The sequence below is a fragment of the Balneola vulgaris DSM 17893 genome, assembly GCF_000375465.1.
GTDB lineage: Bacteria > Bacteroidota > Rhodothermia > Balneolales > Balneolaceae > Balneola > Balneola vulgaris.
Map to the genome: position 1 here is coordinate 174,262 of NZ_AQXH01000001.1, position 24,693 is coordinate 198,954.

Consider the following 24,693-nt stretch of genomic DNA (forward strand, 5'->3'; position numbering starts at 1 on the left):
TGAACTTAAACAAGAATAACTTCTAAGAAATAATTTATCTGCAAAAGATAATGATCTTTTCCTAAGATGTATTCTGTTGATAAAATTTTCAAATGCAATCGGGAACTTTTAACACTTGGTTTGTGATTTTAGCTCATATCTATGACAAACTTAATGAACCTCCCATTTTCCTTAATTCGCCCTTTCTATGAAAAGACCTCATTCCACCGTTCGGTAATTGAGGACATTCGTGATGAAGAATTGCGTCATGCATATAGCCATTGCAGAGCTATTACGAAATTTCATGCAAAAACCTTTTATATGGCCACGCGTTTTTTACCCAACGAGAAGCAACGTGGGGTTTTTGCCATTTATGGAATGTGTAGATACCTAGATAACTTGGTAGATGACGCTGAAGATTTGATATATGGTGATTCGTTAAGCGAGGCACAAATTCAAGAACGTCTAGATTTATTTGTTGCCGATTTGAAAAAAATATACAAAGGCATTCATGTAGATCATCCAATTCTCATAGCATTAGCGGATACCATTAATTCCTATCAGATTCCAATAGAGTATCCAATGCTTTTGGTTGAAGGGGTCCGACAAGATCTAACAAAAAATAGATTTCAAACTTTTCAGGAAGTGTACGACTACAGTTTTAGAGTAGCATCTGTAGTTGGACTTATGACAAGTGAAATATTTGGCTATTCAACAAAAGATGCTTTAGATCAAGCCGTGGATTTAGGAATAGCTATGCAGTTAACAAATATCCTTAGAGATATTGGCGAAGACCTCAGCCGAGATCGCATTTATTTGGCACAAGATGAGCTCGTCGAGTTCAATGTTACTGAAGCGATGATCATCAACAAAGTGAACGACGATTCATTTAAGTCGATGATGAAGTTTCAAATTGAACGTGCGAAGAGTTATTACGACTCCGCTTTTCAAGGCATTCAGAAGCTAAATAAGGATAGTAGACTGCCAGTATACTTAGCCCATCGTAACTACAGCCGTATTCTTGAAAAGATTGAAGAGAACAATTACGATGTGTATTCACAACGTGCTTACCTGAACCAAAGCGAGAAACTCTCAATTCTTCCCCAAGTATTTCTGGATTTACAGAAAGCAAGCTAAATCGGCTTGGAGAATCATACTTTAAAGCAGTATTATTGCTCCAAATTGAAATTAGCTTAACTATGCCAGAAATAAAGAAAGTTTTAGTCGCCAATCGTGGCGAAATTGCCCTTAGAGTTATTCATTCATGTAAAGAGCTAGGTATCAAAACGGTAGCTGTTTACTCACGCCCAGATGCGGCATCTCCCCATGTTCTTCATGCCGATGAATCTGTGTTTATCGGTGAGGCAGCTTCCTCAGAAAGTTATTTAGTAATCGACAAGATTATAGATGCCGTAAAGCAAACTGGAGCCGATGCGGTACATCCGGGATACGGGTTCCTAAGTGAGAATGCATCTTTTGCGGAGCGTTGTGAAAAAGAAGGCATTATCTTTATTGGCCCAAAGCCTCACGCAATTACGGTAATGGGCGACAAAACCGCTGCACGTGAGTTGGTAACTCAGTTAGGAATACCAACCCCTCCAGGGCTGAAATCTGAATTGAAAGATATTGAAGAAGCTTCTCGTGTGGCTGATGAAATTGGTTACCCTATACTAGTAAAGGCTGCTGCAGGTGGTGGTGGTAAAGGGATGCGTATCGTTCATAAGAAAGATGAATTTGAAAGCAGTATCAAAGCGGCTAAATCGGAAGCGAAGAACGCATTTGGAGACGATCGTATTTATATAGAGAAATACCTCGAAGAGCCACGCCATGTTGAGTTTCAGATTATGGCAGATACGCATGGCAATGTAGTTCATGTTTTTGATAGAGAGTGTTCAGTACAACGTCGCCACCAAAAAGTGATTGAAGAAGCACCTTGCCCACTCTTAACTCCTGAGTTGCGTGAAAAAATGGCTGAAGCAGCTATTAAAGCCGCAAAAGGATGTGATTATGTTGGCGCAGGTACTATAGAGTTTCTAGTAGATAAGCACCTTGATTTCTACTTCCTTGAAATGAACACCCGTTTACAGGTAGAGCACCCGGTAACCGAAATGATTTCTGGAGTGGATTTAGTAGCTACTCAAATATTAGTGGCCGAAGGTAAAGAACTTCCTTTCACTCAAGAGGACCTTGCTATAAATGGACATTCCATTGAGTGTCGAATCTATGCAGAAGATCCGGCTAATAACTTCTTACCAAGTACAGGTATGCTTCACAAACACAGAGTGCCAACAGGTGATGGCATCCGTGTAGACAGTGGGGTAGAAGAAGGTCAAGAAGTAACGATCAACTACGATCCCATGATTTCTAAACTTACTGTGCATGGCAAAGATCGAAAAGCTGCTATTCATAAAATGCTTCGTGCTTTAGAAGAATATGAGATTGCAGGTTGTAGAACGACTATTCCATTCTGTGAATACACCTTAAAGCACCCCGCTTTTGTTGAAGCTAAGTATGACACTCATTTCGTAAAAGATCATTTTACGGAAGAAACATTAGCACCAAAAACAGAAGATAATGTGGTTGCACTTGCCGCTGTATTATTGAGAAAACAACAAGAGTCGGATTCAAAGCCAAAAGTACTCAATGGTTCAGTAAATGCTGAGTCGGAGTGGTGGAGACAACGTAGATAACTTTTAACGGACCTCGAGCCGTGAATACTCCCGAACAAGATTTATTCGATCAGCTAAAAAAATTAGCAACCGAACAACGTAATCCTAATAGCACTGATATCGATTTAGCCGATGCAAAACGCATTGCCGAAATTATAAATCAGGAGGATAAGAAGGTTGCTGATTTGGTTGCTCTACGCTTAGATGAAATCGCTGAAGCTATAGAGCTCATTAGCGAATCATTTCAACTTGGCGGAAGGTTGTTGTACTTAGGTGCCGGCACTAGTGGACGTTTAGGAGTTGTTGATGCCTCAGAATGCCCGCCTACCTTTGGATCAAATCCCGAGCAAGTGCAAGGTTTCATCGCAGGAGGGAAGGAAGCCATGTATGCAGCCCAAGAAGGAGCTGAAGACAGTGAAGAGTTTGGGCAAGAGGAATTACATAAAGCCCATGTAACTCCTCCCGACATCGTATGTGGAATAGCGGCCAGTGGTAGAACCCCTTATGTAATTGGAGCCATTAAAGAAGCTAGCAAGCGAGGATGTAAAACCGTTTTTATTACTACGGTTCCAAAAGAACAGCTTAATGTTGAAGCGGATATCATCATTGATGTTCCTGTTGGGCCAGAGGTCATAATGGGTAGCACAAGAATGAAAAGTGGTACCGCTCAAAAGATGGTTCTTAATATGCTTACAACGGGCGCTATGGTTCGGCAGGGTAAAGTGTATGAAAACGTGATGGTTGATCTTCAGCTATCCAACAAAAAGTTGGTAGAGCGTGCAAAGCGTATCATTATGATGTTCACAGAATTGAATTATGATGAAGCTTCTGAAGTGTTAGCGGCTTCAGGGAATCATGTAAAAGTAGCATTGGTTATGTCGCTTGGTAAAACCAGTGCCCAAGAAGCACAAACACTATTAAAAAAGCATCAAGGATTTATAAGAAAAGCGATTGAGGAATTGAAAAACTAATGAGAGCGATATTTAGTCTATTTGTATGGTTGTATTACTGTGTATTGTTTTTGGTCTTTTTCATACTCATAGCCACCGTATGGGTGTTTACCTTTCCATTCGATAAATATCGAAAAGTCCCCAATAAAGTACTTTCATGGTTAGCTTGGTTTTTACTACAAGCCAGCCCCGGTTGGAAAGTCAGTATTCATGGGGAAGAAAAATATGACCCTGAAGTTCCTACGATATTCATCGCCAATCATCAAAGTTTTTTAGATATGGCATTAGCCTATCAATTACCATGGCAAATGAAATGGGTATCCAAAAGAAGCCTAGCTTTGATTCCAGTGATGGGTTGGTTGGTATGGCTCACAGGGCACTTAACCATTAATCGTAAAAGTAAATCAGCCATTAAACGTTTAGGTAATCTAGTTCAACCACTGCGCGATAATGTGCCTGTTATGATTTTCCCAGAAGGCACACGCTCTTTGGACGGAGAACTCAAACGCTTTAAAAATGGTGCGTTCCTATTAGCTATGGAGTATGGTTTCCGCCTTCAACCTATGGTTATAGATGGAGGATATCATGCCATGAAGTCTGGGGCTAAAGTGCTAAACCCAAAGGTTAATTTTACGGTTTCAGTATTAGATCCAATCGAGACTAAAAATTTTGAGGATCTCAACACATTAAAAGACCATGCATATCAGTTAATAGACGAGGAATTGCAACGAATACGAACTTCTTGAAATCAATTAATTTAAATAAGCTGTACAAACAACTTCATTATCGCCATAAGATGATGAGTTGTATTATACTCTCTCAGCTCATTTTAATTGGTGTATTTAAGTTCTGGCCCGCCATGGAATTAGATAGTCCAATCTCATCTTATGAGATTCAAGATCAAGAGATTTTTTTAGAACAAACTATCGCTACTCGACACGAAAATACGCCAGCTAGTCCTCCAAAACCTCAGATACCCATTCCTGTGCCAACGGATGAAGTAATTGATGATGAACTAGAGTTTCTAGACTTCGAAAGCTCATTGAACCTCGAAACAATAGGAGAGGGCGACGTTGGACAAACGGGGAATTCAGACGAAATAGTAGGAAGCCCCCAACGTGCGCCTGTACCAGTTCGAATCATAGAACCATCGACGCCAGAAAGTGCCCGTGCTGCAGGAATTAAAGCTGAAGTATTTGTGACCTTCCTTGTAAATGTAGATGGGAATGTAGAGGATTTCTTTATATCCAATATTCGCCAGTATGATAAAAATGGGGATCGGTTCACCAATGTAGAAAGTATCGGGTACAATATTATGGAAACTACTTTGAAGGCGGCTCAGAAGTGGCAGTTTAGGCCTGGAATGAATAATGGCAAGCCTGTTAAGACTTATAGCGTTCAGGTATTTTCGTTTGGCTTTTAATTGTATTGAAATCGGGCAATAATAGCTCTATTATTGCCAATCTATTTTGCTGACAAAAACGGAGAGGTGCCGGAGCGGTCGAACGGGCTCGCCTGGAAAGCGTGTGTGCCTCACAAGGGTACCGAGGGTTCGAATCCCTCCCTCTCCGCATATTTAATGGAGTATTGGTGAGTTTATAATGAGTTCATTATAGGTTGCCTTTACAGAATGAAAACTCCAATAGAAAAGGGATTTATGTTGGAGTGGTGCACTGTTTCAGAATGAAACAGATAGAGAGCTAGGATTAGGGATCTTATCAAAATGGAGTGACGTACAGTTTTACCAAAAACGGTACTGATGATACTTTATAATTAATTGTATTGGCCGAAAACTTATAGGTCTTTTAGGAATACTACCTAAATGGGCGTTTAATTTTCAAACCAGTTTTTTAATGTTCCTACCGATAGAAAGACGTATACTTTTTTAAGAATTATTACCCATTTCACAATTATCAACAAAACGGCAACAGATGACTAGAAATAAGCTTAAGGTTTGTCTCATTGTGGCTACACTTATCATTACAGCATGTAATGTACCTAACGAGCCAAACTTTACCACATCACACACTATAGAAGCCCCTATACTAAATAATAAGACCTATGTTTTCTTAGGCGATAGTACAGGTGCACTCATCGACACTACAGCAGAAGACATGGATTCATTGTTTACTGTAGGTGGAGATGGCCTCATTACAATTTCAACGGAAGAAGATTTTGATTTTGGCGATCTGAACGATGCCATTCCTGAAATCGATGGTTCTACAACTTCATTTTCATCCGCTGTTGGTGAAATTGAATTGGGTAGTTTTTCATCAGGCGGAGGAGACCTTGGTTCAACGAATTTCGCAACTATTTCAGGTGCGTCAGAGCCTCCTGCGGGTACACCAATTCCAGCTGGTGATAACTCTGCTCAGCCGGTGAATATCCCAATCGGGAATAACACCGATTACTTTGTTAGCGCAACTATCAAAAGTGGTCAATTGGATATCACAGTAACCAATGAGCTTGGCTTCGATATCTCAACGATGACCTTAACACTATTGGCTAGTGGAGTTCAAGTAGGTAGCACGGCTACTTTCAATAACTTAACGAATGGTGCCACTGAAACGGGATCTATTGCTTTTAGTGATGGTGATGCCTTAAGCGACCTATCTGTTGATGTAGTAATTGCTTGGGATGCTTTTACATATCCAGCAACTTCTGGCGATTTAATTATTAATTCAGCAAACGGTACAAATCTTTTTGCCTCTTCTGTAACTGCCAACTTAGAGCCACAAGATTTTAGTACTTCTAACACTTCAACATTTAGTACGAGTGAGTTTGAATTCACCGATGCTTCTCATTATGCAGAATTAAGTGGTGGTACGATTTCTATTACCAACCTTGCAAACAACATGGGTATTGGTATTGAGTCAGCTACTATTTCATTCCCGGGTATTAGAAATGATGATTTCGGCGCTGAAGATTCATTAGTGGTAACATTGCCAGCACTTCCAGCAAACACTATAGGAAGTAACATCAATGTTGATTTAACAGGCTATAGAATTTATGCACTCAATAACGAAGTTGAGTATAACATTGTAGCTGCTACCGAGAATACTCAAACAGGACCGGGCGCAGGTGCAGTAACTATTGCTGAAACGGATGCCATTGGAGCAACCGTTGAGATTTCAAGCCTAAACCTAAGCAGTGCACTAGGTATTGTAAAACAACAAAATGTTTTACTAGGGGATAACGACCTTTCAAATGACGGCGCTTCGGAAATTCTTGATGCATTCAACGATAATGAAGCTGAGTTAACTACAATCGACGGCTTAGATGAGTTATCTGAGCAAGTAGATGGATTACAATTTTCAAATCCGGTAATTAATATCACTTACTCTACCAATATCGGTATTGAAACAACGGTGTATGGTGTGCTAGTTGGGGTCGATTCTGAAGGAAATGAAGTGTACTTAAGTGGAGAAGCCGGAAGTCCATATGAAGTTACAGGAACGGATCCTATTGATGGTTTATATGCCAACGGTGTACAACTTGATGCAAGTAACCTAATCAAGTTCAACATCAGTACTTCACCTGACGGTAATCCGATCAACGATCAAATTACTTTTAACACCACTACTACTAACGTAGATGATTTCCTGAATAATTTACCAAGTGAAATCAGGTTTGTGGGACGTGCTATCGTAAATGAAAGTGAGGCGGAAGGGATGATTTCTGCTCCATTAAACTTCGATCCTAGTATCGTTGTAGATCTGCCATTGGCATTTAGCACGGATGTGAATAGCCCTGCTTCAGTAACGGATACGTTGGATATGGATCTTGGCCTAGATGAAGAGCAAACGTTAACGGAAGGTCGCATATTCTTGACCTATACAAACGATTTACCTCTTGGTGTAGACATCGACTTAATTTTCATGGATGAGAATTATAACCAAGTGTTTACGCTACCTAATGCTGGTGATCAAATTTCTATGACGGCATCACCAATTGATGCAGGTACAAGATTTAGCACTGGAGGAACAGAAGACGCTATCGTGATTAACTTCAATGAAGATCAGTTGTCTCAAATTTCAAACATCGCTTTTGTGGAGCTTTCAGCAAGTATGCAAACCACAAATAATGAGTCTGTTAAAATTAGAGCTACCGATTCGATTACGTTAAGTCTTTCGATTCGTGCTAAACTCGAAACTGAAGTTAAATAGAGGTAAATAGAATGAAGAAATTATTAGTACTTACGATTTTTGCTTTGCTGTTTACCTCTGCTGAGGTATTCAGTCAATCTAGACATTACAACTCCATGAGTTTAGGCATGGGTGGAGGTGGAACAGCTATCGTTGATGGTTACCACGCTAACTTCATCAACCCAGCTAACCTTATGATTAACCCTACTAGAAAACGCCCAAAGCGTAATGTTGGAATTCTAGGCGGTATAGGCCTTAGAGCCGGTGGTACATTGATTAATATCGATGTATACAACGAGTATCTAACCAAAGGCTTAACTATCGAAGGCCAAGTTGCTGAAGATATGCTTACCGATTGGTTTGGCGCAGATGTGGAAAACACTAGAGACTTTTCAACAACCGCTAATATCATCCCATTTGGTTTCTCAAATAGAGGGAAGAAATCAGCGATTAGTGTTGCAACTCGAGTTAGAGTGACCGAAAAAATGACGGTTAACCGTGGCTTAGCTGAATTGGGTGTATATGGTATCGACCCCGATAAATTCGGTTCAAGAACACCTGTTAACTTCGATTTAGGCACTATCGCCTTTACAGAAGTATCAGTTGGGTATGCACGTCAAATTTTGTCGTTACCTAATTTACTATTCGCTAAAAATGTAAAGTTATACGCTGGTATCGCTCCTAAATACCTTATTGGTGTTCAGTACATGAATCTAGATTTCAATTCTGATTTATTGATGGAACAAAGCACTGTGAATGGTGAGCAGGTAACTACTCGCATTCTGCAAAACTTCAATTATCGTTTAGATGCAGTGGGCGCACTTGCTCAAGATCTTCGTGCTTTCGAGCGTGCAAACGAGCAAGATGAAGATGCTAAACTAGATGATTACTTAGTTAGCGAAAGCGAGTATGCGGATGTTAATGCAACTGGTTGGGGCTTTGATATGGGTGCTACCCTTGAAATGGATATTTCAGGTGTGCCAATCATTGATAGTTTCTTCGGTAAGAAGAAAACACTTCGTGTATCAATGTCATTAACTGATTTAGGTTCAATGACATTCGATAAAACTCCAGTGTCTATTTTCGCTGATGGTCAATTTGATTACTCAGGTGCAGGAAATGATGATGAGCCAGGCGATTACTTCGAAGAACTAGCGGATAGTTTGATGAATGATGTATATGGTGACTTCGATTCTGAAGAGACTACTGGTTATGAATACGAATTACCAGCTATGTATAACTTTGGTGCCTCATTAGTGATGGGTAAACTTACTACAACCTTAGATTATGGCGTTGGTTTTAATGAAAAAGGAAATAACTCTAAAAGAAGCTCAATGAACTTAGGAGTTGAGTACCGACTATTAGGATTTATTCCTATTCGCGGTGGTACTAGAGTGGGTGGTTACTCTTCACAGGCATATTCAGCTGGTATTGGAATTGATCTGAATTTCCTTGAATTCTCTGTAGCAGGTTCCTTTGTTGGAAACAATACAGAAAATGGTGGTTCAGTAGCAGCTGCTTGGAGTGGCTTAGTTCTCCGCTTCTAATTCATTAATTCATATACTGAATTAAATTTTTTCAAAGCTCGTTATTTCATGAAATTAAATCATGAGATAATGAGCTTTGCTATTTATGAGATCGTAGGATTAATCATTGCGCTACCATTAAGCTACACTATGGCTGCACTTGCGAAAAAATTTAGTACGATCACCTATAAAGAAGAACTAGATCACTTATTCTACTTTTACTGGAATGGCGAAGCCTATGATGAACAGAATGCTTGGTTAAGAGTACTTCAGTTAATTAGCTCAAAAAAAGGTAGTCGAAAGAAGATAAAGTACATTATCAATAAGCTTCAGTTATTGAACAAGCAAGATTATCAAAGCCACTACATTGTAACGGATAGTGGTGAGCTTAAAATAGCGGATGATTATTCTAGAAAACGAGTAACGGACACCTCTTCCGATAGTGGAGCTCCAGAAACAATATGACGAGCTAGATCATATCCCAAAAGTCCGCTATAAAGCAATCCTTTTGAACCCAGCCCAGTTAATACGAATAAATTACGATATTTAGGATGTGCCCCTACAATTGGCATCCGATCTGGAGTGGAGGCTCGAACACCTGCCCATTGTTTCTCAAGTACTATCTGATCCATATACTCTGGCATTACTCTTTTCATTCTTCCAAGTATATAAGCAAGTCCTTGTTCATCCGTTTCAGTATGATCAAAGTTATGCTCATAGGTACTGCCTGCAACCATGCTATTCGTATCTAAGGATGCAAAATAGCCAAGAGCTGATACTGCCGATTGATATGGAAAAGGGGATGTACACTTCAATTCAGCAACTTGACCTTTAACGGGGTGTAAAGGTAATTCATTCCATACATCTAGGGATGTACTTTCTATACCTGCAGTTACAATAACACAGGAAGCTTTAATTTCTGAACCATCGGAACAGGTGATAGTCCAAGTACCTTCTTTGCTAGTAGGTACACTTAAGGTGTAATCAGTACCTAACTTAAACTGTAGATTTCGGTGGGTTAAATAATCCTTTAAACTCATTAAATAATCTGGAATGCATACCGTGTAGGCTTCGTGAACATATACAGCTCCCTCAGTACAACTTAAATCGGGGAACTGGTCCTTTATTTCAGCTTCATTTAGCCAGCTACACCAGTTATCAGGCCAACCGTCTTTCACGAAATTTTCCTGCATTCTCCGGGCAATTTTTTGGTCCATTGCTGGACGAATCACCCCGGTTTTTTTGAAAAAAGAGGTCTCAGAAAAGGACTGAGCTACTTCTAAATTTTTAACGGCTAGATCAACGGCTTCTTCAGCTCTCCATGTTTTATGAGCAAATCGTCCTGTAGCAGGGTTAATTAACCCCATAGGCGTTCCCGATGCACCTGCAGCTACGTCGTTAGGATCTAGAATAAGTATAGATTTTTGAGATAAATCAGAGAGGTTTTTAGCTAAAGACAACCCAGCAAGTCCGGCTCCTAAAATGCAATAATCAACAGTCATTAATAAGTGGTCATATTGCTTACAATATCATCAGAATCAATAAAGGAAGCGCCTGCATCAACCATTTCTTTAATAGCTTCATTAACTGATTGATTGATATCAATTCCTCTAATGGCATCATTTATAACAAAAGTAAAAAAGTCTTCTTTAATGGCATCAAGTACGGTCCATTTCACACAAAAGTCGGTAGCGAGTCCACAAACAAAAACAGTTTCAACCCCAACCGATCTTAAATATCCCGTTAAGCCGGTAGATGTTTTTTTATCGTTTTCATAAAAAGCAGAATACGAATCAATGTCGGGTCTGAATCCTTTGCGAATAACTAATTTAGTGCGAATAGTGTCTAGTTTAGGATGAAATTCAGCGCCTCGACTTCCCATTACACAATGATTAGGCCACAGTATCTGCTGCCCGTAAAAGGTTTCAATAGAGTTAAATGGGTTTCTATTCTCATGATTGGACGCAAAACTTTTATGCGTGATAGGGTGCCAATCTTGAGTTTGGACTATGTACTTAAACTTTGGTGTTAGCTTATTTATTACGGGAATTATAGTGTCGCCGTATGGAACAGCTAGTTCACCTCCAGGGCAAAAATCATTTTGAACATCTATAATAATAAGAGCATACATATTTTATCTTTTGTTTGACGTGATAAGTTTGTCTCTTAATGTTTTTAATGCATTCGATACTCCAACTTTATATACATGGGGATTATCGAATCGTTTGTACTCTGGATCTAATTTCTGATACTGTTGCTTAAAATAAGTAGCACTTTGTACCGCCGTATTAGGTTTTACAAGTATAGTACCTTTATCTACCACTTTCTGTAAAAGTTCTTGGGCTACATAGTCTTGAACCTTGGTTCGCTTGGTTGGGAAATAAGGATGTTCAATATGTGTTGGCAACTCTTCGTCTTTCAACATGATACCATCTGCGTAAATAGAACCATCTTTGTTAAAATAACGCATAACCTTTTTTGATCCTGGAAGCGTTATTTTTTCAATATTCTCTGAGATTTTAAGCGTCGGATTGCCATTTATACTAGCCAACTTATAAACCCCATCTAAAGCAGGGTTATCATAGGCTGTGACCAATTTTGTGCCTACACCAAAAATATCAATAGGGGCTTTTTGATCAAGTAAACTTTTGATTAAATGCTCATCTAACTGATTCGAAACTGCAATTTTAACATCTGGAAAACCAGCTTCATCAAGTTGTTTGCGCGCTTTTTTGGATAGATAGGCTAAATCACCACTATCTAATCGAATGGCTTGTAGAGCAAAACCTTGATCTTTTAATTCCTGCGCTATAGTGATAGCATTAGGGATGCCTTGTTCTAGTGTATCATATGTGTCTACTAGTAATACACAAAGCTCAGGATAATACTTCGCATAGGTTCTAAAAGCGGTGAGTTCATCCTCAAAGGATTGAATCCACGAATGCGCCATGGTCCCACTTATATTAAGACCATAGGCTAATCCAGCATAAACATTCGAGGTACCATCAAGTCCTCCAATAATCGAGGCTTTACTAGCTTGAACGCCACCAAAGCCTTGCGATCTTCGTAACCCAAAGTCTAATACAGTACGCTCTCCAGCGGCATGTTTGAGTCTGGCCGACTTTGTAGCAATCAGAGATTCAAAATTCACCAAATTGAGTAGAAGGGTTTCTATAATCTGAGTTTCAATCAAATTGCCTTCAACTATGATGGCAGGGGTGTTATTAAAGATAATTTCGCCTTCACGTGCGGCTCTTATAGTTCCTTTGAATCGGAAGTCTTTGAGGTAACTAAGGAATGCATCGTGAAACCCGCGTTCTTTCAAATAATCCAATTCTGCTTCATGGAAATGGTAATCAGCAAGGATTTCTAGAAAATCTGAGATACCTGCAAAAACAACATAACCGCCTTTAAATGGGAGTTTTCTAAAAAAATAATCGAATACTGCAGTGTCGTTTTGCCGTCCCGATAAAAAATAGCCTTGAGCCATAGTGAGCTCATATAAATCGGTGTAGGTAGCTGGGTAGTTATGAAACATAAAGGAGTTTTATTGACTCAAAAAATAAAAAAAGGCTTTCAGAATATGAAAGCCTTTCAAACTATAAATAATATGAAATAAATCGCTTAAGGTTGACCTCTATAGTTTCTTCGTTCAACCAACTTCTTGATCTTTTTATTGCCGATCCAAACCTTTTGATTGGTCTCAACATTCACGAATTCTAAGTTTACCGTATAGAATACTGCAAGAGTACGGTTATCAACAGTTTCATCAACTATAGAATTTATATTGCCAATAAGCATAAAGTCGGCACCAAGTTCGCGAGCCATCTTTTTTGTACTCTCGTACGATGCATTGCTTTGTTGATCTAATCGCTCATCTCGAATTTGTTCTCTTTCTTCAGAGTTTGCTACTACCGATACTTCCCCAGAGTTTACAAAAGCACGTTCCATCTCTTTTGTGAATACCTCTGTATCGATATGCTCCATGCTTTCATTGCGTACTCTTCCAACTATAACCACTGGAGGCTTTTGATTCGATCTATTGAATCGATTCAACCATGGCTTGCTTAAAGCATCTGCAATCATCTCTTCGGCTACTAATCGAGCATCAGTGTCGTTCCAACGGCCTGAAAAGTCGGTAGTGGTATCCGTATCGATGCGAGTTATTTTTTGTGAGGGTCGACATCCTATCACTAAAAAAGCAGTGATAAAACTTAGTATTATATATTTCTTCATAATGGTGTTTGTTTAAAAGTTAAGTTCTTAATTCGCGTAAATAGATTCGATCAATTCAAGTTCAGTAGTAGGGGATACCTTTATGATATATTCATCATAATAAAGTACTCGTCCTCGATGATTCAGGTGTTCTATACGTACTGTATGTTCACCTTCAGGCAGTTGAATAACTTGTAGCCAAGCTTGGCCCGGCATAGTTTGCCATCCTCTTAAATCGGCTTTCTCACTTACTTCCTGTCCAATAAATCCGAGAAGCGAGATAAGTTCTCCTAACCACTTTTTTTCTTTCTTAACCACATTCGATACCCATTTAGTACCTGTTGCTTTGGCTAGAGCCCGGGTAAGTGCGCGTGCATATATGATTGGTTCTTTAGCTGAATATACTTCTGCAGCAACTTTATCCATTTCTTCAACTAAATCTAAATGAATATTTAGGGTGTCGTTTATTACTGCTCGCACAAACTGCACTTCCGATGGTTGTACTTGAATACTTGGGAATGCGAACTTGATATAAAAATCATCATCACTGTCCTCTTCGTCATCATCAATAAAAATACGTGCGGTGGACTCTACTTTAACGGGAGCACGACCTGTAAAGCCTGCAAGTAGTACATTATAATTATTTGGGGAGATTAACTTTGTGTGATCAATAGAAGAGGAGCTTCGTGAGACTGAAAGCAATTCCTGTTCTTGAAGGGCTATGCTTAATTTTTCACTTTCAATGCGAGCATCATCAAAGTCTCCAGATTTAGCATACAATACAGCCGCTAAGTAATGGCTTAAAGCACTGTTTTGAATGTTTATCTTTTTCGAACTCCAATCAGTGGTTTTATTCGAGTCTGATTTCGCAAACGCTTCGGCAATACCTTTTATCTTGATATCGAGTTGCTCCATTTTGTACACCATTCTGCGCGTCTCAACAAGTGCGGCGTCCCAATCTTGCAACTGAATATAATTGAGTGCCTTAAAGCTGTTTAGGTATATATCTTCATACGGCTCGCCATCATACACAAGGTTATTATCGTTGCCTAAAAAACTAGCTACGCCTCTACTGATGCTTTTTGTGTAATTCTGGTCAATTAAGTTCTCAGCTTCGGTTAGATACATGCTGCTAGAATCATATTTGCCTGAAAAATGATAGATAATGCCGCTTTCAAGGTTATATAGTACCTGATCTTTGCTTCTGTAAATGTCATCTTGTTTGTACTTCTTCAGCAGCGCTTCACTTTCGAGATAATTTCCCTCTTCAAAACTTCTCCTTAAATCATCTTGGGCATGATCTAACATATAAGAATGGCAACCACTTAGTAAAATAGACACCCCTAGAAGCAGTGAGAAAAAGGCGCTTTGCTTGACCAATGATAAATTTTTATATGAACTTGCAATGACTTTCAAATCAGATACAATAAGTTGGTGCCTGCTTAGTATATTCAGCAGAGTTTTAATTTTAGACTAATAGTACGTTAAATCTTTGAGACGGATATATCACATAAACGTGTTACTGTTTGTAGCACTTATACTTTCTTGCGCAACGCCTACTCGGCCTACAGGTGGACCACCCGACAAAGAAGGACCTAAGATAGAGAAAACTGTACCAGAAACAGGTACGATTAATTATACCGACCAAAAATTTGAGTTCCATTTTTCAGAGTTTGTAAATCGAAGTACGTTTGAAAAAGAGCTGTCGATAGAACCTGATTTAGGCATTGAGTACGAGGTAAATTGGAAGCGTAAACGAGCTACCGTCGAGTTTAAAGAAGCTTTTCCTGATTCCACTACCATTATTTTGACCGTTGGTGCCAATACCACCGATATGAGGAATAATAAAATGGGAGCCCCCATTCAGTTGGCCATTTCAACGGGAGATGACATTGATGATGGAAGGGTATATGGGCAAATAAAGAATGCCGAAGATGGTAAGGCAAGAGCAGGTCAAAAGGTTCTATTGTATAGAAGCCCAGTAGACTTAAACAACGCAGCGACCTATATAGCTGAAACTGATACGGGTGGTGTATTTAATTTTGGTTATTTACGCGAAGGTACCTACAAAGCCATTATGGTGGATGACAGAAATATAAACCGAACTTGGGATCGAGGTAGAGAAAAGGCACTTCCATTTAATATCGAGTTCTTGGAATTAGAAAAAGGCGCTACCGATACATTAGATGTAGCCTATTGGGTTGATGCTGATACAACTCGTCCTGAATTGCAAGGTGTAGGCCTGCTATCTACAAACAGACTACGCTTACGATTTAGTGAAGAAGTGCGATTTACTCCTTCAACCAATATTCAAGTATTAGACACTCTTGGACAAACATATACCACGGCATTCCCACTGTATATTCCCCAAGACGAGGCCTATATCGCTTTTGCTTATGCTAGAAATAACTTAAATGCAGATGAGGTTTATAATATTCAAGTTGAAGGTATTATGGACCTTTCGGGTAATGAAGCTATAGCGGATTTAGATCCATTCATGGGTTCAAACCAAGCAGATACCGTTAGGCAAGATATTATCACATTCAATGGTGAAAACGGCTTATATCCTAATCAGCCATTAGTAATAGAATATACAAAGCCTATAACCGACCCAATGGTGACCGATTCAACGGTTATAGTGGAAGGGGAAGTGGATTTCAAAAACTGGCCCAATGTTTCTATACTCGATAATAAATTAACCATTCCTCCACAAGAGAATTGGCTTGAAGGGGTAGATTACAAGTTTTTAGTTTGGAACCCTGGGACTCAAAGGCGACAATTGATAAGCATTGATATATGGGATGTGGTAGATTTTGGTAGCGTGGAATTAAATATTGAATCAGCTGATAGTAGTGAGTCATTTCGAGTGTTGTTATTCGATGAAACTAACTTAGTAGATGTCGATACTTCAACAACATCTACCTTATTCTTGGATAATTTGCCTCCCATCAGTTATACACTCGTTGTTTTTGCAGATCAAAATGGAAACGGGATTTGGGATGCAGGTTCTGTTGATCCCTTTATTAAACCTGAGCCTTTTTACATTCAAAACTCCTTAAATGTACAAAAAGGTTTTACCTCAGATGTAAGCATAGATTTTAGATGATAGAAGAAATTAAACAACTCATTCTCGACAATTATACACTCCTATTGAGTATAGGTGCCATATTTTTGGTTACTGTACTTGGAGCAATGCTTTCAACTCGATTGTTTAGAATGGCTATTAAGAAATCAGAGGAAGTAGGGGATTCAAACCTTACCAATTTGAAGTTCTTAAAAAGAGGTATAAATGTACTTATATACATTGTTGGGATAGGTTTAGCGATATATGTAATTCCATCGCTTCGTTTTTTAGCTAAGTCGATGTTTGCCAGTGCTGGGCTTTTAGCTATTGCCATTGGTTTTGCGGCTCAACAAGCCCTCTCAAATATTGTTGGTGGAATCTTCATTGTAATATTTAAGCCTTATAAAATTGGCGATCGTATTCAGGTAAAAACAGATTTAATGGGGGTAATTGAAGATATCAACCTTCGCCACACGGTAATTCGTAATTATGAAAATAAGCGCATTATCATTCCTAACTCTGTAATCAGTAACGAAGTAGTTATTAATTCTAACTACGCTGACAGTAAGATTATAAAATGGATTGATATGTCTATTAGCTATGACTCTGATATAGATCTAGCTAGAAAAATCATGCAAGAGGAAGTGCAAGCTCATCCAAACTTCATTGATGGGCGAACACCTGAGCAGTTAGCTAATGAAGACCCACTAGTGCCGGTAAGGGTTATGTCGATGGGAGAATCATCGGTTAACCTACGAGCATGGGCTTGGGCCGAGGAGCCATCCAAAGCTTTTGTGATGGGAACTGAACTCCTAGAAAGCATAAAAAAACGATTCGACAAAGAAGGGGTAGAAATTCCATATCCACACCGAACCATTGTGTATAAAGAAAAGCCGGGTAGTGACGGATAAATAGGATTAAGCTTCAGAAAAATTACATCTACCCTAAGATTTCACTATTTTGTGGAATCGCTTCCATAAAAGATAATTTAAAGTAAAGTATGTCAGTACAAACCGAAAAATCTGTGAACGATTCTAAAGACGATAAGTATCCATTTAGTTTAACAGAACCACATAAGCCCACAAATAAAGTGCGCTTTGTAACCGCTGCAAGTTTATTTGATGGGCATGATGCCAGTATTAATATCATGCGTCGCATTTTGCAAAGCTCTGGTGTTGAGGTTATACATTTGGGGCATAACAGATCTGTTCATGAAATTGTAAACTGTGCAATTCAAGAAGACGTGCAAGGGATTGCCATCAGTTCTTATCAAGGTGGTCACGTTGAGTACTTTAAGTACATGATTGAACTCCTCAATGAACAAGGTGCGGGCCACATCAAAGTATTTGGTGGTGGAGGTGGTGTAATTGTTCAGGATGAAATTGACGATTTACATGCAGCAGGCGTTTCTAGAATATTCTCTGTAGACGATGGAAGTGATATGGGGCTTCAGGGAATGATTAACTACATGATTCACGAATGTGATTATGACCCTGTAAGCTTAAAAAATGTAGACTTAAGTAAAGCTGTAGAAAAAGATCCAGGCGCGCTTGCAAGGGCTATTACAGCCTTAGAAAATGAGAATGAAGAGGTTCTATCTTTTAAAGATGGTCAACTCATATTAGCTGACGGTACAGAACTAGCATCCGAAGCTGCAAAGACAATCCCTGTGTTAGGTATTACAGGAACAGGTGGTGCTGGTAAAAGTTCATTGACAGATGAAATCGTTCTAAGGTTTTTAACAGAATTTGAGGAGATGAACATCGGTATTATCTCTGTGGATCCTTCTAAAATTAAGACAGGTGGGGCTTTATTAGGCGATAGAATCCGGATGAATAGTATAGACACTGAACGTGTTTATATGCGAAGTTTAGCCACCCGTGCATCTAATCGGAGTACAAGTGCAGCGCTTAACGGGGCTATAGAGCTGTATAAGCAAGCGGGGTTCGATTTAATCATTGTTGAAACGAGTGGTATTGGTCAAAGCGGTACAGAAATCGTTGATATTGCAGATATTCCGATTTATGTAATGACCTCAGAATACGGTGCAGCAACTCAGCTTGAAAAAATTAACATGCTGGATTTAGCCGATATCGTAGTACTAAACAAATTTGAGAAGAAGGGATCATTAGATGCTATTCGTGATATTAGAAAGCAAATGATTCGAAATAGGGGAGAATGGCATGCAAAACCTGAAGAAATGCCAGTTTACCCAACAATTGCTGCTCAATTCAACGATCAAGGAGTAAATAACCTATTTGCTGCAATAGTTGAAAAGATCAATGCGAAGTATTCGTTTGAATGGGCACCAAAAATCTATACTGATCCTACTCCAGCCGAGAATATTCAAGCACAAGCTATCATCCCAGGAAAAAGAGTTAGATATCTATCTGAGATTTCAGAAACTGTTAGAGGCTATCATGAATGGTCTGAACAACAAGCGGAGATCGCAACGAAATTAGATCAGGTAAGAGGGACTTTAGATCAACTAAAGAGCTGGAAACCTGATAATAAAGAGGTTCTAGAGAACGACCTCACCAAGATGGAAGAACATTGGATTTCTGAATTAGACTCAACTCCGAAAAAGATTCTTGATGGTTGGGACGAACTGTATAATCGTTACAAGCAAGAGACTTTTGATGTTCAAATCCGTGATCGAGTGATTAAAAATCAATTGTATCGTGAAAGCTTAAGTGGATTGAAAATCCCAAGAGTAGCCCTTCCAGATACTAAAAGTGCTGGTGATCGTCTCAAGTTCGCTCTAAAAGAAAACTTACCAGGCTACTTCCCTTACACAGCAGGTGTGTTTCCATTCAAAAGGGAAGGAGAAGACCCCACACGAATGTTTGCGGGTGAGGGAACTCCAGAAAGAACCAACAAACGATTCCATTTTGTAAGTGAAGGTTTAGAAGCCGCGCGATTATCAACGGCTTTTGATTCGGTGACTCTGTATGGTGAAGATCCTGGATACCGTCCTGATATCTATGGAAAGATTGGTAATTCTGGGGTAAGCATCTGTACACTCGATGACATGAAGAAACTGTATTCTGGATTCGAATTAACAAAGCCGACTACTTCTGTTTCGATGACCATCAATGGTCCGGCTCCAATGATCTTAGCAATGTTTATGAATACAGCTATCGATCAAGAAATAGAGCGCTACTTGAAAGCCGAAGGGAAGTGGGAAGAAGCACTTAAAAAGATCGAAAAGAAATACCAAGAAATTGGAGTGCCTGTTCCTAAATACTCGAATGATATTCCTGCTGGTAATGACATGTTTGGTCTTGGGCTACTTGGAGTTACAGGAGATGAGTTAGTGATCAGTGAGGTGTATAATAAGATTAAAGCTCAAACTCTAAGTGTAGTTAGAGGAACTGTTCAGGCGGATATTCTTAAGGAAGATCAAGCTCAAAATACCTGTATTTTCTCTACTGAGTTTGCGCTTAAAATGATGGGTGATATTCAGGAGTATTTCACAGAACACAAGGTGAGGAATTACTACTCCGTTTCAATCTCTGGATATCATATTGCTGAAGCGGGCGCCAATCCTGTAACGCAGGCTGCACTTACACTCGCAAACGGCTTTACCTACGTAGAATACTATTTAGCACGTGGTTTAAGCGTTGATGACTTCGCGCATAACCTGTCATTCTTCTTCAGTAATGGTTTAGATCCTGAATACGCCGTAATTGGTCGTGTTGCTCGTAGGATATGGGCCGTTGCTATGAAGAATAGATATGAAGCCAACGACCGTTCGCAAAAGCTGAAATATCATATTCAAACTAGTGGACGTTCATTGCATGCTCAAGAAATTCAGTTTAACGATATCCGTACAACACTACAGGCATTATTAGCGATTTATGATAATTGTAACTCATTGCATACCAATGCTTATGATGAAGCAATTACCACACCAACTGAGGAGTCAGTACGTAGAGCATTAGCCATTCAGATGATCATTAATAAAGAAATGGGAACGGCTAAAAACGAAAACATAAATCAAGGTTCGTACTTTATTAACGAACTTACTGATTTAGTGGAAGAAGCTATTTTGGCTGAATTCGATAGAATCACGGAACGTGGTGGCGTACTCGGTGCTATGGAGAGTATGTATCAGCGTGGCAAGATTCAGGATGAAAGCCTCTATTACGAAACGAAGAAGCATACCGGTGAGCTTCCTATTATCGGTGTGAACACATTCTTGAAAGAAGGTGTGGAAGAGGAGCAAAAGCCAATCGAGTTGATCCGTTCTACGGAAGAGGAGAAAAAGCAACAGATTGATAACCTCGAAGCATTCTGGAAACGCAATGAGGATAGAAGTCCTGCAGCTATCGAACGATTAAAAGAAGTGGCTAGGAACAACGGTAATCTCTTCGAAGAACTAATGGAGACTGTTAAAGTGGCTTCATTGGGTCAAATATCCCATGCATTGTATGAAGTAGGTGGTCAATATCGCCGAAATATGTAACAAGCATTACATTTCAATAAAAAAGGCTTCCACATGGAAGCCTTTTTTGTATCAAGTAAGTAATGTGGTGATATTTTACTTCTAAGCTACTGAAGCTTTGTTTTGGTAGTATTTGTCTTTTAACCAGAATGAAACTCTTACAAGTAGAATTAGGGCGGGTACTTCAACAAGTGGACCTATTACTCCAGTAAATGCTTGGCCCGAGTTCAAACCGAACACGGCAATAGCTACAGCAATGGCTAATTCAAAGTTATTACCAGCAGCAGTGAATGAAATCGCGGCGTTCTTATCATATTCAGCTCCTAAGGCTTTGCTAACAAAAAACCCGATTAGGTACATAACTGTGAAGTAAATAAGCAGTGGGATGGCAATTTCAACAACATCCATAGGAATCTGAATGATCATCTCACCCTTCAGAGAGAACATTACCACAATGGTAAATAGGAGTGCGATAAGCGTTAAGGGCGATATGCGTGGTAAGAATTGGTTTTCATACCACTCACGACCTTTCATTCTAACTAATACTATTCTACTTAAAGCGCCTAAGGCAAAAGGAATACCCAGATAAATAGCTACACTTTCAGCGATGGTAATTATGGATATATCGACGATAGCGCCTTCGAAACCAAAATAGGGTGGAAGAATGGTTATGAATATCCACGCATAAAAACTGTATGCGAATACCTGAAAGATGCTATTCAGTGCAACCAGGCCGGCACCATATTCACTACTTCCTTCAGCTAAATCATTCCAGACTAGAACCATGGCAATACACCGTGCAAGGCCAATTAGTATTAAGCCTATCATGTATTCAGGCTGGTCGTTTAAGAATATAACAGCCAATGAAAACATTAAAATGGGGCCTACTATCCAATTCAGGAATAACGAAATGGACAATATCTTAACATTACGGAACACTTTGGGCAACAATGCATAATCCACTTTAGCTAATGGTGGATACATCATCAATATCAGCCCGATTGCAATTGGGATATTAGTTGAACCGCTTGAATAATTGTTAATTGTATTTGGGAAGTCGGGGAAGAAATATCCGATTCCAACTCCTACAAACATGGCTAAGAAAATCCATACAGTTAGGTAAGAGTCTAAAAAATTTAGTTTTTTGGAGGCCATTCTACCGTTGAAAATTTATAGATGATAATTACATTGCAATATTACGATTAAATAAGCTTGAAGTAAACCACGAAAAGGAGATAGTGTTGATTGATGTTGTAAAAATTTATGGACTCCTATGAAAAAGATATATGACGTGATTGTAATTGGATTAGGCTCGATGGGTTCTTCATCCATTTACCATTTAGCCTCAAGGGGACTGGAGGTGTTAGGGATTGAGCAGTTCGGTATTGGAAACAGCAAAGGGTCTCATTCAGGGCAGAGCAGGTTGGTTCGGAAGGCATATTTCGAACATACCGACTATATCCCATTATTAAACAGGGCCTATGAAGGATGGGATCATTTAGAGGCTATAACGGGCAAGCAATTGTACTATCCTACCGGAATCGCATATTTCGGAGATCCCGAAAACGAAATCATAAGAGGGGTTCGGGATGCTGCTACCCAATACAATATACCACTTGGTGATATTCCAGGTGATTTTGAGCGACTAATAGATACCCCAGCTCACTACACATCATTTTTAGAGGGCAATGCGGGCTATGTTTTCACGATTGAAGCTATACAAGCTTATGTAGAAGCCGCAAAGTTAAAGGGTGCGAATATCCTTAATCATGAGAAAGTAGAAGAGGTAACAGAATCGAAGGGTGTATGTGATGTGATTACCAATAAGGGGGTTTACAAAGCAAAAAAGGTGGTGTTTACAGCTGGAGCATACATAAACGAATTATTAGAAATTCCTGCTTCAAAGTTTGAAGTTACACAACAAACGCTTTGTTGGGCTAGCTCAGATAGACCTGACTCAGAAATTAGTGATCTGCCGTGCTGGGTGATAACTGATGAAAATTACGATGGACTCTTCTATGGTTTTCCCTTATTAAATTCGCCGTTTAAGAAAGGTGAAAAGCTAATTAAGATCGCACATCATGTAAATGGTGAAACCGTTGAACAACATGATGATAAAAGAATTATATCAGATAAAGAATTAAATAAAATTGAGTATATAGTTAATAAATACATGGGTAATTATATAAATCAAATAAAATCAGTATCTGAATGTTTTTATACCTACTCAAAAGATGGGCACTTTGTATTGGATATTATTCCCAATTCAAATGAAAAGTTTGTGATTGCTTCTGGGTTTAGTGGGCATGGGTTTAAGTTCATACCCGTAGTTGGTGAGATAATAGCTGATCTTGTGATAGGTGGTAGCAGTAGTTTACCCGTTGAGTTCTTATCATTACAGCGTTTCAATTCTTAACGGGTATATATGCCGTCACCACAAAGTATTTTAATTCTTGGCTCTGTTTGGCCCGAGCCTAAATCATCGGCCGCTGGCACACGAATGATGCAATTAATCGAGTTCTTTCAGGAGCAAGGAGTAAAGGTGTTCTTTGCGTGTTCTGCTTCAAATATGGAGTTTTCAGAGGATTTACCAGCATTAAACATCACTACATACTCCATTAAGCTTAATGATTCTTCTTTTGATTCATTTCTTGTAAAGCTGAACCCAACCTATGTGTTGTTCGATCGGTTTATGACGGAAGAACAATTCGGGTGGAGGGTTGCTGAACATTTACCTGAGGCTATCAGACTATTGGATACTGAAGATTTACATTGTTTGCGGTTTGCGCGTGAACAAGCATTAAAAGCTAATGAGGATTTTGATAGTCAGTCCCTCTATAATGAAAAGGCAAAAAGGGAGATTGCTAGTATTCTTAGATGTGATTTAACCCTTATGATTTCTAAATATGAAATCAACATTTTAAAGGATGTGTTCCATGTTTATAGTTCATTATTAGTGTATGTACCGTTTTTGTATTCAACTGAACAACAAGGTTTTAATTCATTTAAATCGTATAGTGAGAGAAGTGATTTTATAAGCATAGGTAACTTTTTGCACCCCCCAAATTGGGATGCAGTTCGTTATTTAAAAGAAACGATTTGGCCAGCAATTCGAGCAAAATTACCATGGGCAAAGTTGTCGGTTTTTGGAGCATATACCTCCCCAAAAGTGGAACAACTTCATAATCCAAAGCAAGGGTTTTTAATTAAAGGTAGAGCAGATTCAGCATTGGAGGTCATACATGATTCAAGAGTCATGTTAGCACCTCTTAGATTCGGTGCTGGACTAAAAGGAAAGTTGTTTGATGCAATGTTGTGTAGCACGCCTTCTGTTACAAGTACTATAGGGGCTGAAGGGATGATTGTAGAAGGGCAGCAATGGCCAGGGTTTATTGAAGACGAAATCGATCTATTCGTTGATAAAGCTGTTGAATTATACGCGGATGAACCACTATGGAACAATAAAAGTGCACTGTCCAATTCTATTTTGAAGGCTAATTTCGATAAAGATGTTCACTATCAAACACTTAGTTCAAGCTTGGACAAACTAAAACAGAACCTGAAACGTCATAGAGATAGAAATTTTTTAGGTCAGATTTTGCATCACCATACAGCAGGGGCCTATAAGTATTTGTCGAAATGGATAGAAGAAAAGAATAAAAAATAGTAGGTCTTTTAGTACATTTGGTAGAACTATT

At 39.1% G+C, this 24,693-nt stretch carries 19 protein-coding genes and 1 tRNA gene; 14 read left to right on the top strand and 6 right to left on the bottom strand.

Annotated features, from left to right (window positions below; genetic code table 11):
- The first annotated feature begins 141 nt into the window (after positions 1-141).
- The 9 genes from B155_RS0100800 (at position 142) to B155_RS0100840 (ending at position 9,734) form a co-directional block, all read left to right on the top strand.
- Positions 142-1,116: a phytoene/squalene synthase family protein gene (locus tag B155_RS0100800; protein ID WP_018126327.1), complete on the top strand. Its 975-nt coding sequence runs from the start codon at positions 142-144 to the stop codon at positions 1,114-1,116.
- 62 nt (positions 1,117-1,178) lie between these two features.
- Positions 1,179-2,669: an acetyl-CoA carboxylase biotin carboxylase subunit gene (gene accC, locus B155_RS0100805; RefSeq protein ID WP_040368086.1), complete on the top strand. Its 1,491-nt coding sequence runs from the start codon at positions 1,179-1,181 to the stop codon at positions 2,667-2,669.
- Between the two features lie 20 nt (positions 2,670-2,689).
- A complete protein-coding gene (gene murQ / locus B155_RS0100810) occupies positions 2,690-3,619 on the top strand; it encodes an N-acetylmuramic acid 6-phosphate etherase (RefSeq protein ID WP_018126329.1) in 930 nt (309 codons plus the stop codon).
- A complete protein-coding gene (locus tag B155_RS0100815) occupies positions 3,619-4,344 on the top strand; it encodes a lysophospholipid acyltransferase family protein (protein WP_071594789.1) in 726 nt (241 codons plus the stop codon). The genes murQ and B155_RS0100815 overlap by 1 nt, the downstream gene beginning before the upstream one ends.
- Complete coding sequence (locus tag B155_RS0100820; RefSeq protein WP_157464690.1) at positions 4,341-5,021, top strand: energy transducer TonB; 681 nt, start codon at positions 4,341-4,343, stop codon at positions 5,019-5,021. The genes B155_RS0100815 and B155_RS0100820 overlap by 4 nt, the downstream gene beginning before the upstream one ends.
- Before the next feature lie 60 nt (positions 5,022-5,081).
- Positions 5,082-5,169, top strand: a tRNA-Ser gene (locus B155_RS0100825).
- Positions 5,170-5,529: 360 nt separating this feature from the next.
- Positions 5,530-7,764, top strand: a complete 2,235-nt coding sequence (locus tag B155_RS0100830; protein ID WP_018126332.1) for an autotransporter outer membrane beta-barrel domain-containing protein — start codon at positions 5,530-5,532, stop codon at positions 7,762-7,764.
- Positions 7,765-7,775: 11 nt separating this feature from the next.
- Positions 7,776-9,290 (top strand): DUF5723 family protein, encoded by a 1,515-nt coding sequence (locus B155_RS0100835; RefSeq protein WP_040368014.1) that lies wholly within the window; start codon positions 7,776-7,778, stop codon positions 9,288-9,290.
- 48 nt (positions 9,291-9,338) lie between these two features.
- Positions 9,339-9,734, top strand: coding sequence for a hypothetical protein (locus B155_RS0100840; RefSeq protein WP_018126334.1), 396 nt, complete (start codon positions 9,339-9,341; stop codon positions 9,732-9,734).
- Here B155_RS0100840 and B155_RS0100845 read toward each other — a convergent pair.
- The 5 genes from B155_RS0100845 to B155_RS0100870 form a co-directional block, all read right to left on the bottom strand.
- The gene (locus B155_RS0100845; RefSeq protein WP_018126335.1) at positions 9,674-10,771 is read right to left on the bottom strand and encodes an NAD(P)/FAD-dependent oxidoreductase; all 1,098 of its coding nucleotides are present in this window, start codon (positions 10,769-10,771) and stop codon (positions 9,674-9,676) included. The two genes, B155_RS0100840 and B155_RS0100845, sit on opposite strands and share 61 nt — an antisense overlap.
- Positions 10,771-11,400 carry a bifunctional nicotinamidase/pyrazinamidase gene (gene pncA / locus B155_RS13840; protein WP_018126336.1) on the bottom strand — a complete coding sequence of 210 codons (630 nt, stop codon included), beginning with the start codon at positions 11,398-11,400 and terminating at the stop codon, positions 10,771-10,773. Before pncA ends, B155_RS0100845 begins: the two co-directional genes overlap by 1 nt.
- Positions 11,401-11,403: 3 nt before the next feature.
- The gene (locus B155_RS0100855; protein WP_018126337.1) at positions 11,404-12,807 is read right to left on the bottom strand and encodes a nicotinate phosphoribosyltransferase; all 1,404 of its coding nucleotides are present in this window, start codon (positions 12,805-12,807) and stop codon (positions 11,404-11,406) included.
- 86 nt (positions 12,808-12,893) lie between these two features.
- On the bottom strand, positions 12,894-13,505 hold the full coding sequence (locus tag B155_RS0100865) for a penicillin-binding protein activator LpoB (RefSeq protein ID WP_018126339.1): 612 nt from the start codon (positions 13,503-13,505) through the stop codon (positions 12,894-12,896).
- 27 nt (positions 13,506-13,532) lie between these two features.
- Positions 13,533-14,900 (bottom strand): COG3014 family protein, encoded by a 1,368-nt coding sequence (locus tag B155_RS0100870; RefSeq protein WP_169331250.1) that lies wholly within the window; start codon positions 14,898-14,900, stop codon positions 13,533-13,535.
- Positions 14,901-14,976: 76 nt separating this feature from the next.
- Between B155_RS0100870 and B155_RS0100875 the strand changes: the two genes are divergently transcribed.
- From B155_RS0100875 to B155_RS0100885, 3 genes are all read left to right on the top strand, one after another.
- Entirely contained in the window at positions 14,977-16,590 is a 1,614-nt protein-coding gene (locus B155_RS0100875) for an Ig-like domain-containing domain (protein ID WP_083902091.1), read from the top strand.
- A complete protein-coding gene (locus tag B155_RS0100880) occupies positions 16,587-17,459 on the top strand; it encodes a mechanosensitive ion channel family protein (protein ID WP_018126342.1) in 873 nt (290 codons plus the stop codon). The genes B155_RS0100875 and B155_RS0100880 overlap by 4 nt, the downstream gene beginning before the upstream one ends.
- A gap of 89 nt (positions 17,460-17,548) precedes the next feature.
- Positions 17,549-21,016, top strand: a complete 3,468-nt coding sequence (locus B155_RS0100885; protein ID WP_018126343.1) for a methylmalonyl-CoA mutase family protein — start codon at positions 17,549-17,551, stop codon at positions 21,014-21,016.
- Positions 21,017-21,097: 81 nt separating this feature from the next.
- Here the strand turns inward: B155_RS0100885 and arsB are convergent, their stop codons facing one another.
- Positions 21,098-22,150, bottom strand: coding sequence for an ACR3 family arsenite efflux transporter (gene arsB / locus B155_RS0100890; RefSeq protein WP_018126344.1), 1,053 nt, complete (start codon positions 22,148-22,150; stop codon positions 21,098-21,100).
- A gap of 118 nt (positions 22,151-22,268) precedes the next feature.
- Here arsB and solA point away from each other — a divergent pair, with 118 nt between their 5' ends.
- Positions 22,269-23,411 carry an N-methyl-L-tryptophan oxidase gene (gene solA / locus B155_RS0100895; RefSeq protein ID WP_018126345.1) on the top strand — a complete coding sequence of 381 codons (1,143 nt, stop codon included), beginning with the start codon at positions 22,269-22,271 and terminating at the stop codon, positions 23,409-23,411.
- A gap of 9 nt (positions 23,412-23,420) precedes the next feature.
- A complete protein-coding gene (locus B155_RS0100900) occupies positions 23,421-24,662 on the top strand; it encodes a glycosyltransferase (RefSeq protein ID WP_018126346.1) in 1,242 nt (413 codons plus the stop codon).
- The last annotated feature ends 31 nt before the right edge of the window (positions 24,663-24,693 follow it).

Coding starts and splice junctions, on each gene's coding strand:
- B155_RS0100880 (WP_018126342.1), top strand. CDS start 16,587: ATGATAGAAGAAATTAAACAACTCATTCTCGACAATTATACACTCCTA.
- B155_RS0100845 (WP_018126335.1), bottom strand. CDS start 10,771: ATGACTGTTGATTATTGCATTTTAGGAGCCGGACTTGCTGGGTTGTCT.
- B155_RS0100830 (WP_018126332.1), top strand. CDS start 5,530: ATGACTAGAAATAAGCTTAAGGTTTGTCTCATTGTGGCTACACTTATC.
- solA (WP_018126345.1), top strand. CDS start 22,269: ATGAAAAAGATATATGACGTGATTGTAATTGGATTAGGCTCGATGGGT.
- pncA (WP_018126336.1), bottom strand. CDS start 11,400: ATGTATGCTCTTATTATTATAGATGTTCAAAATGATTTTTGCCCTGGA.
- arsB (WP_018126344.1), bottom strand. CDS start 22,150: ATGGCCTCCAAAAAACTAAATTTTTTAGACTCTTACCTAACTGTATGG.
- B155_RS0100885 (WP_018126343.1), top strand. CDS start 17,549: ATGTCAGTACAAACCGAAAAATCTGTGAACGATTCTAAAGACGATAAG.
- B155_RS0100840 (WP_018126334.1), top strand. CDS start 9,339: ATGAAATTAAATCATGAGATAATGAGCTTTGCTATTTATGAGATCGTA.
- B155_RS0100815 (WP_071594789.1), top strand. CDS start 3,619: ATGAGAGCGATATTTAGTCTATTTGTATGGTTGTATTACTGTGTATTG.
- B155_RS0100865 (WP_018126339.1), bottom strand. CDS start 13,505: ATGAAGAAATATATAATACTAAGTTTTATCACTGCTTTTTTAGTGATA.
- accC (WP_040368086.1), top strand. CDS start 1,179: ATGCCAGAAATAAAGAAAGTTTTAGTCGCCAATCGTGGCGAAATTGCC.
- B155_RS0100900 (WP_018126346.1), top strand. CDS start 23,421: ATGCCGTCACCACAAAGTATTTTAATTCTTGGCTCTGTTTGGCCCGAG.
- B155_RS0100800 (WP_018126327.1), top strand. CDS start 142: ATGACAAACTTAATGAACCTCCCATTTTCCTTAATTCGCCCTTTCTAT.
- B155_RS0100835 (WP_040368014.1), top strand. CDS start 7,776: ATGAAGAAATTATTAGTACTTACGATTTTTGCTTTGCTGTTTACCTCT.
- B155_RS0100855 (WP_018126337.1), bottom strand. CDS start 12,807: ATGTTTCATAACTACCCAGCTACCTACACCGATTTATATGAGCTCACT.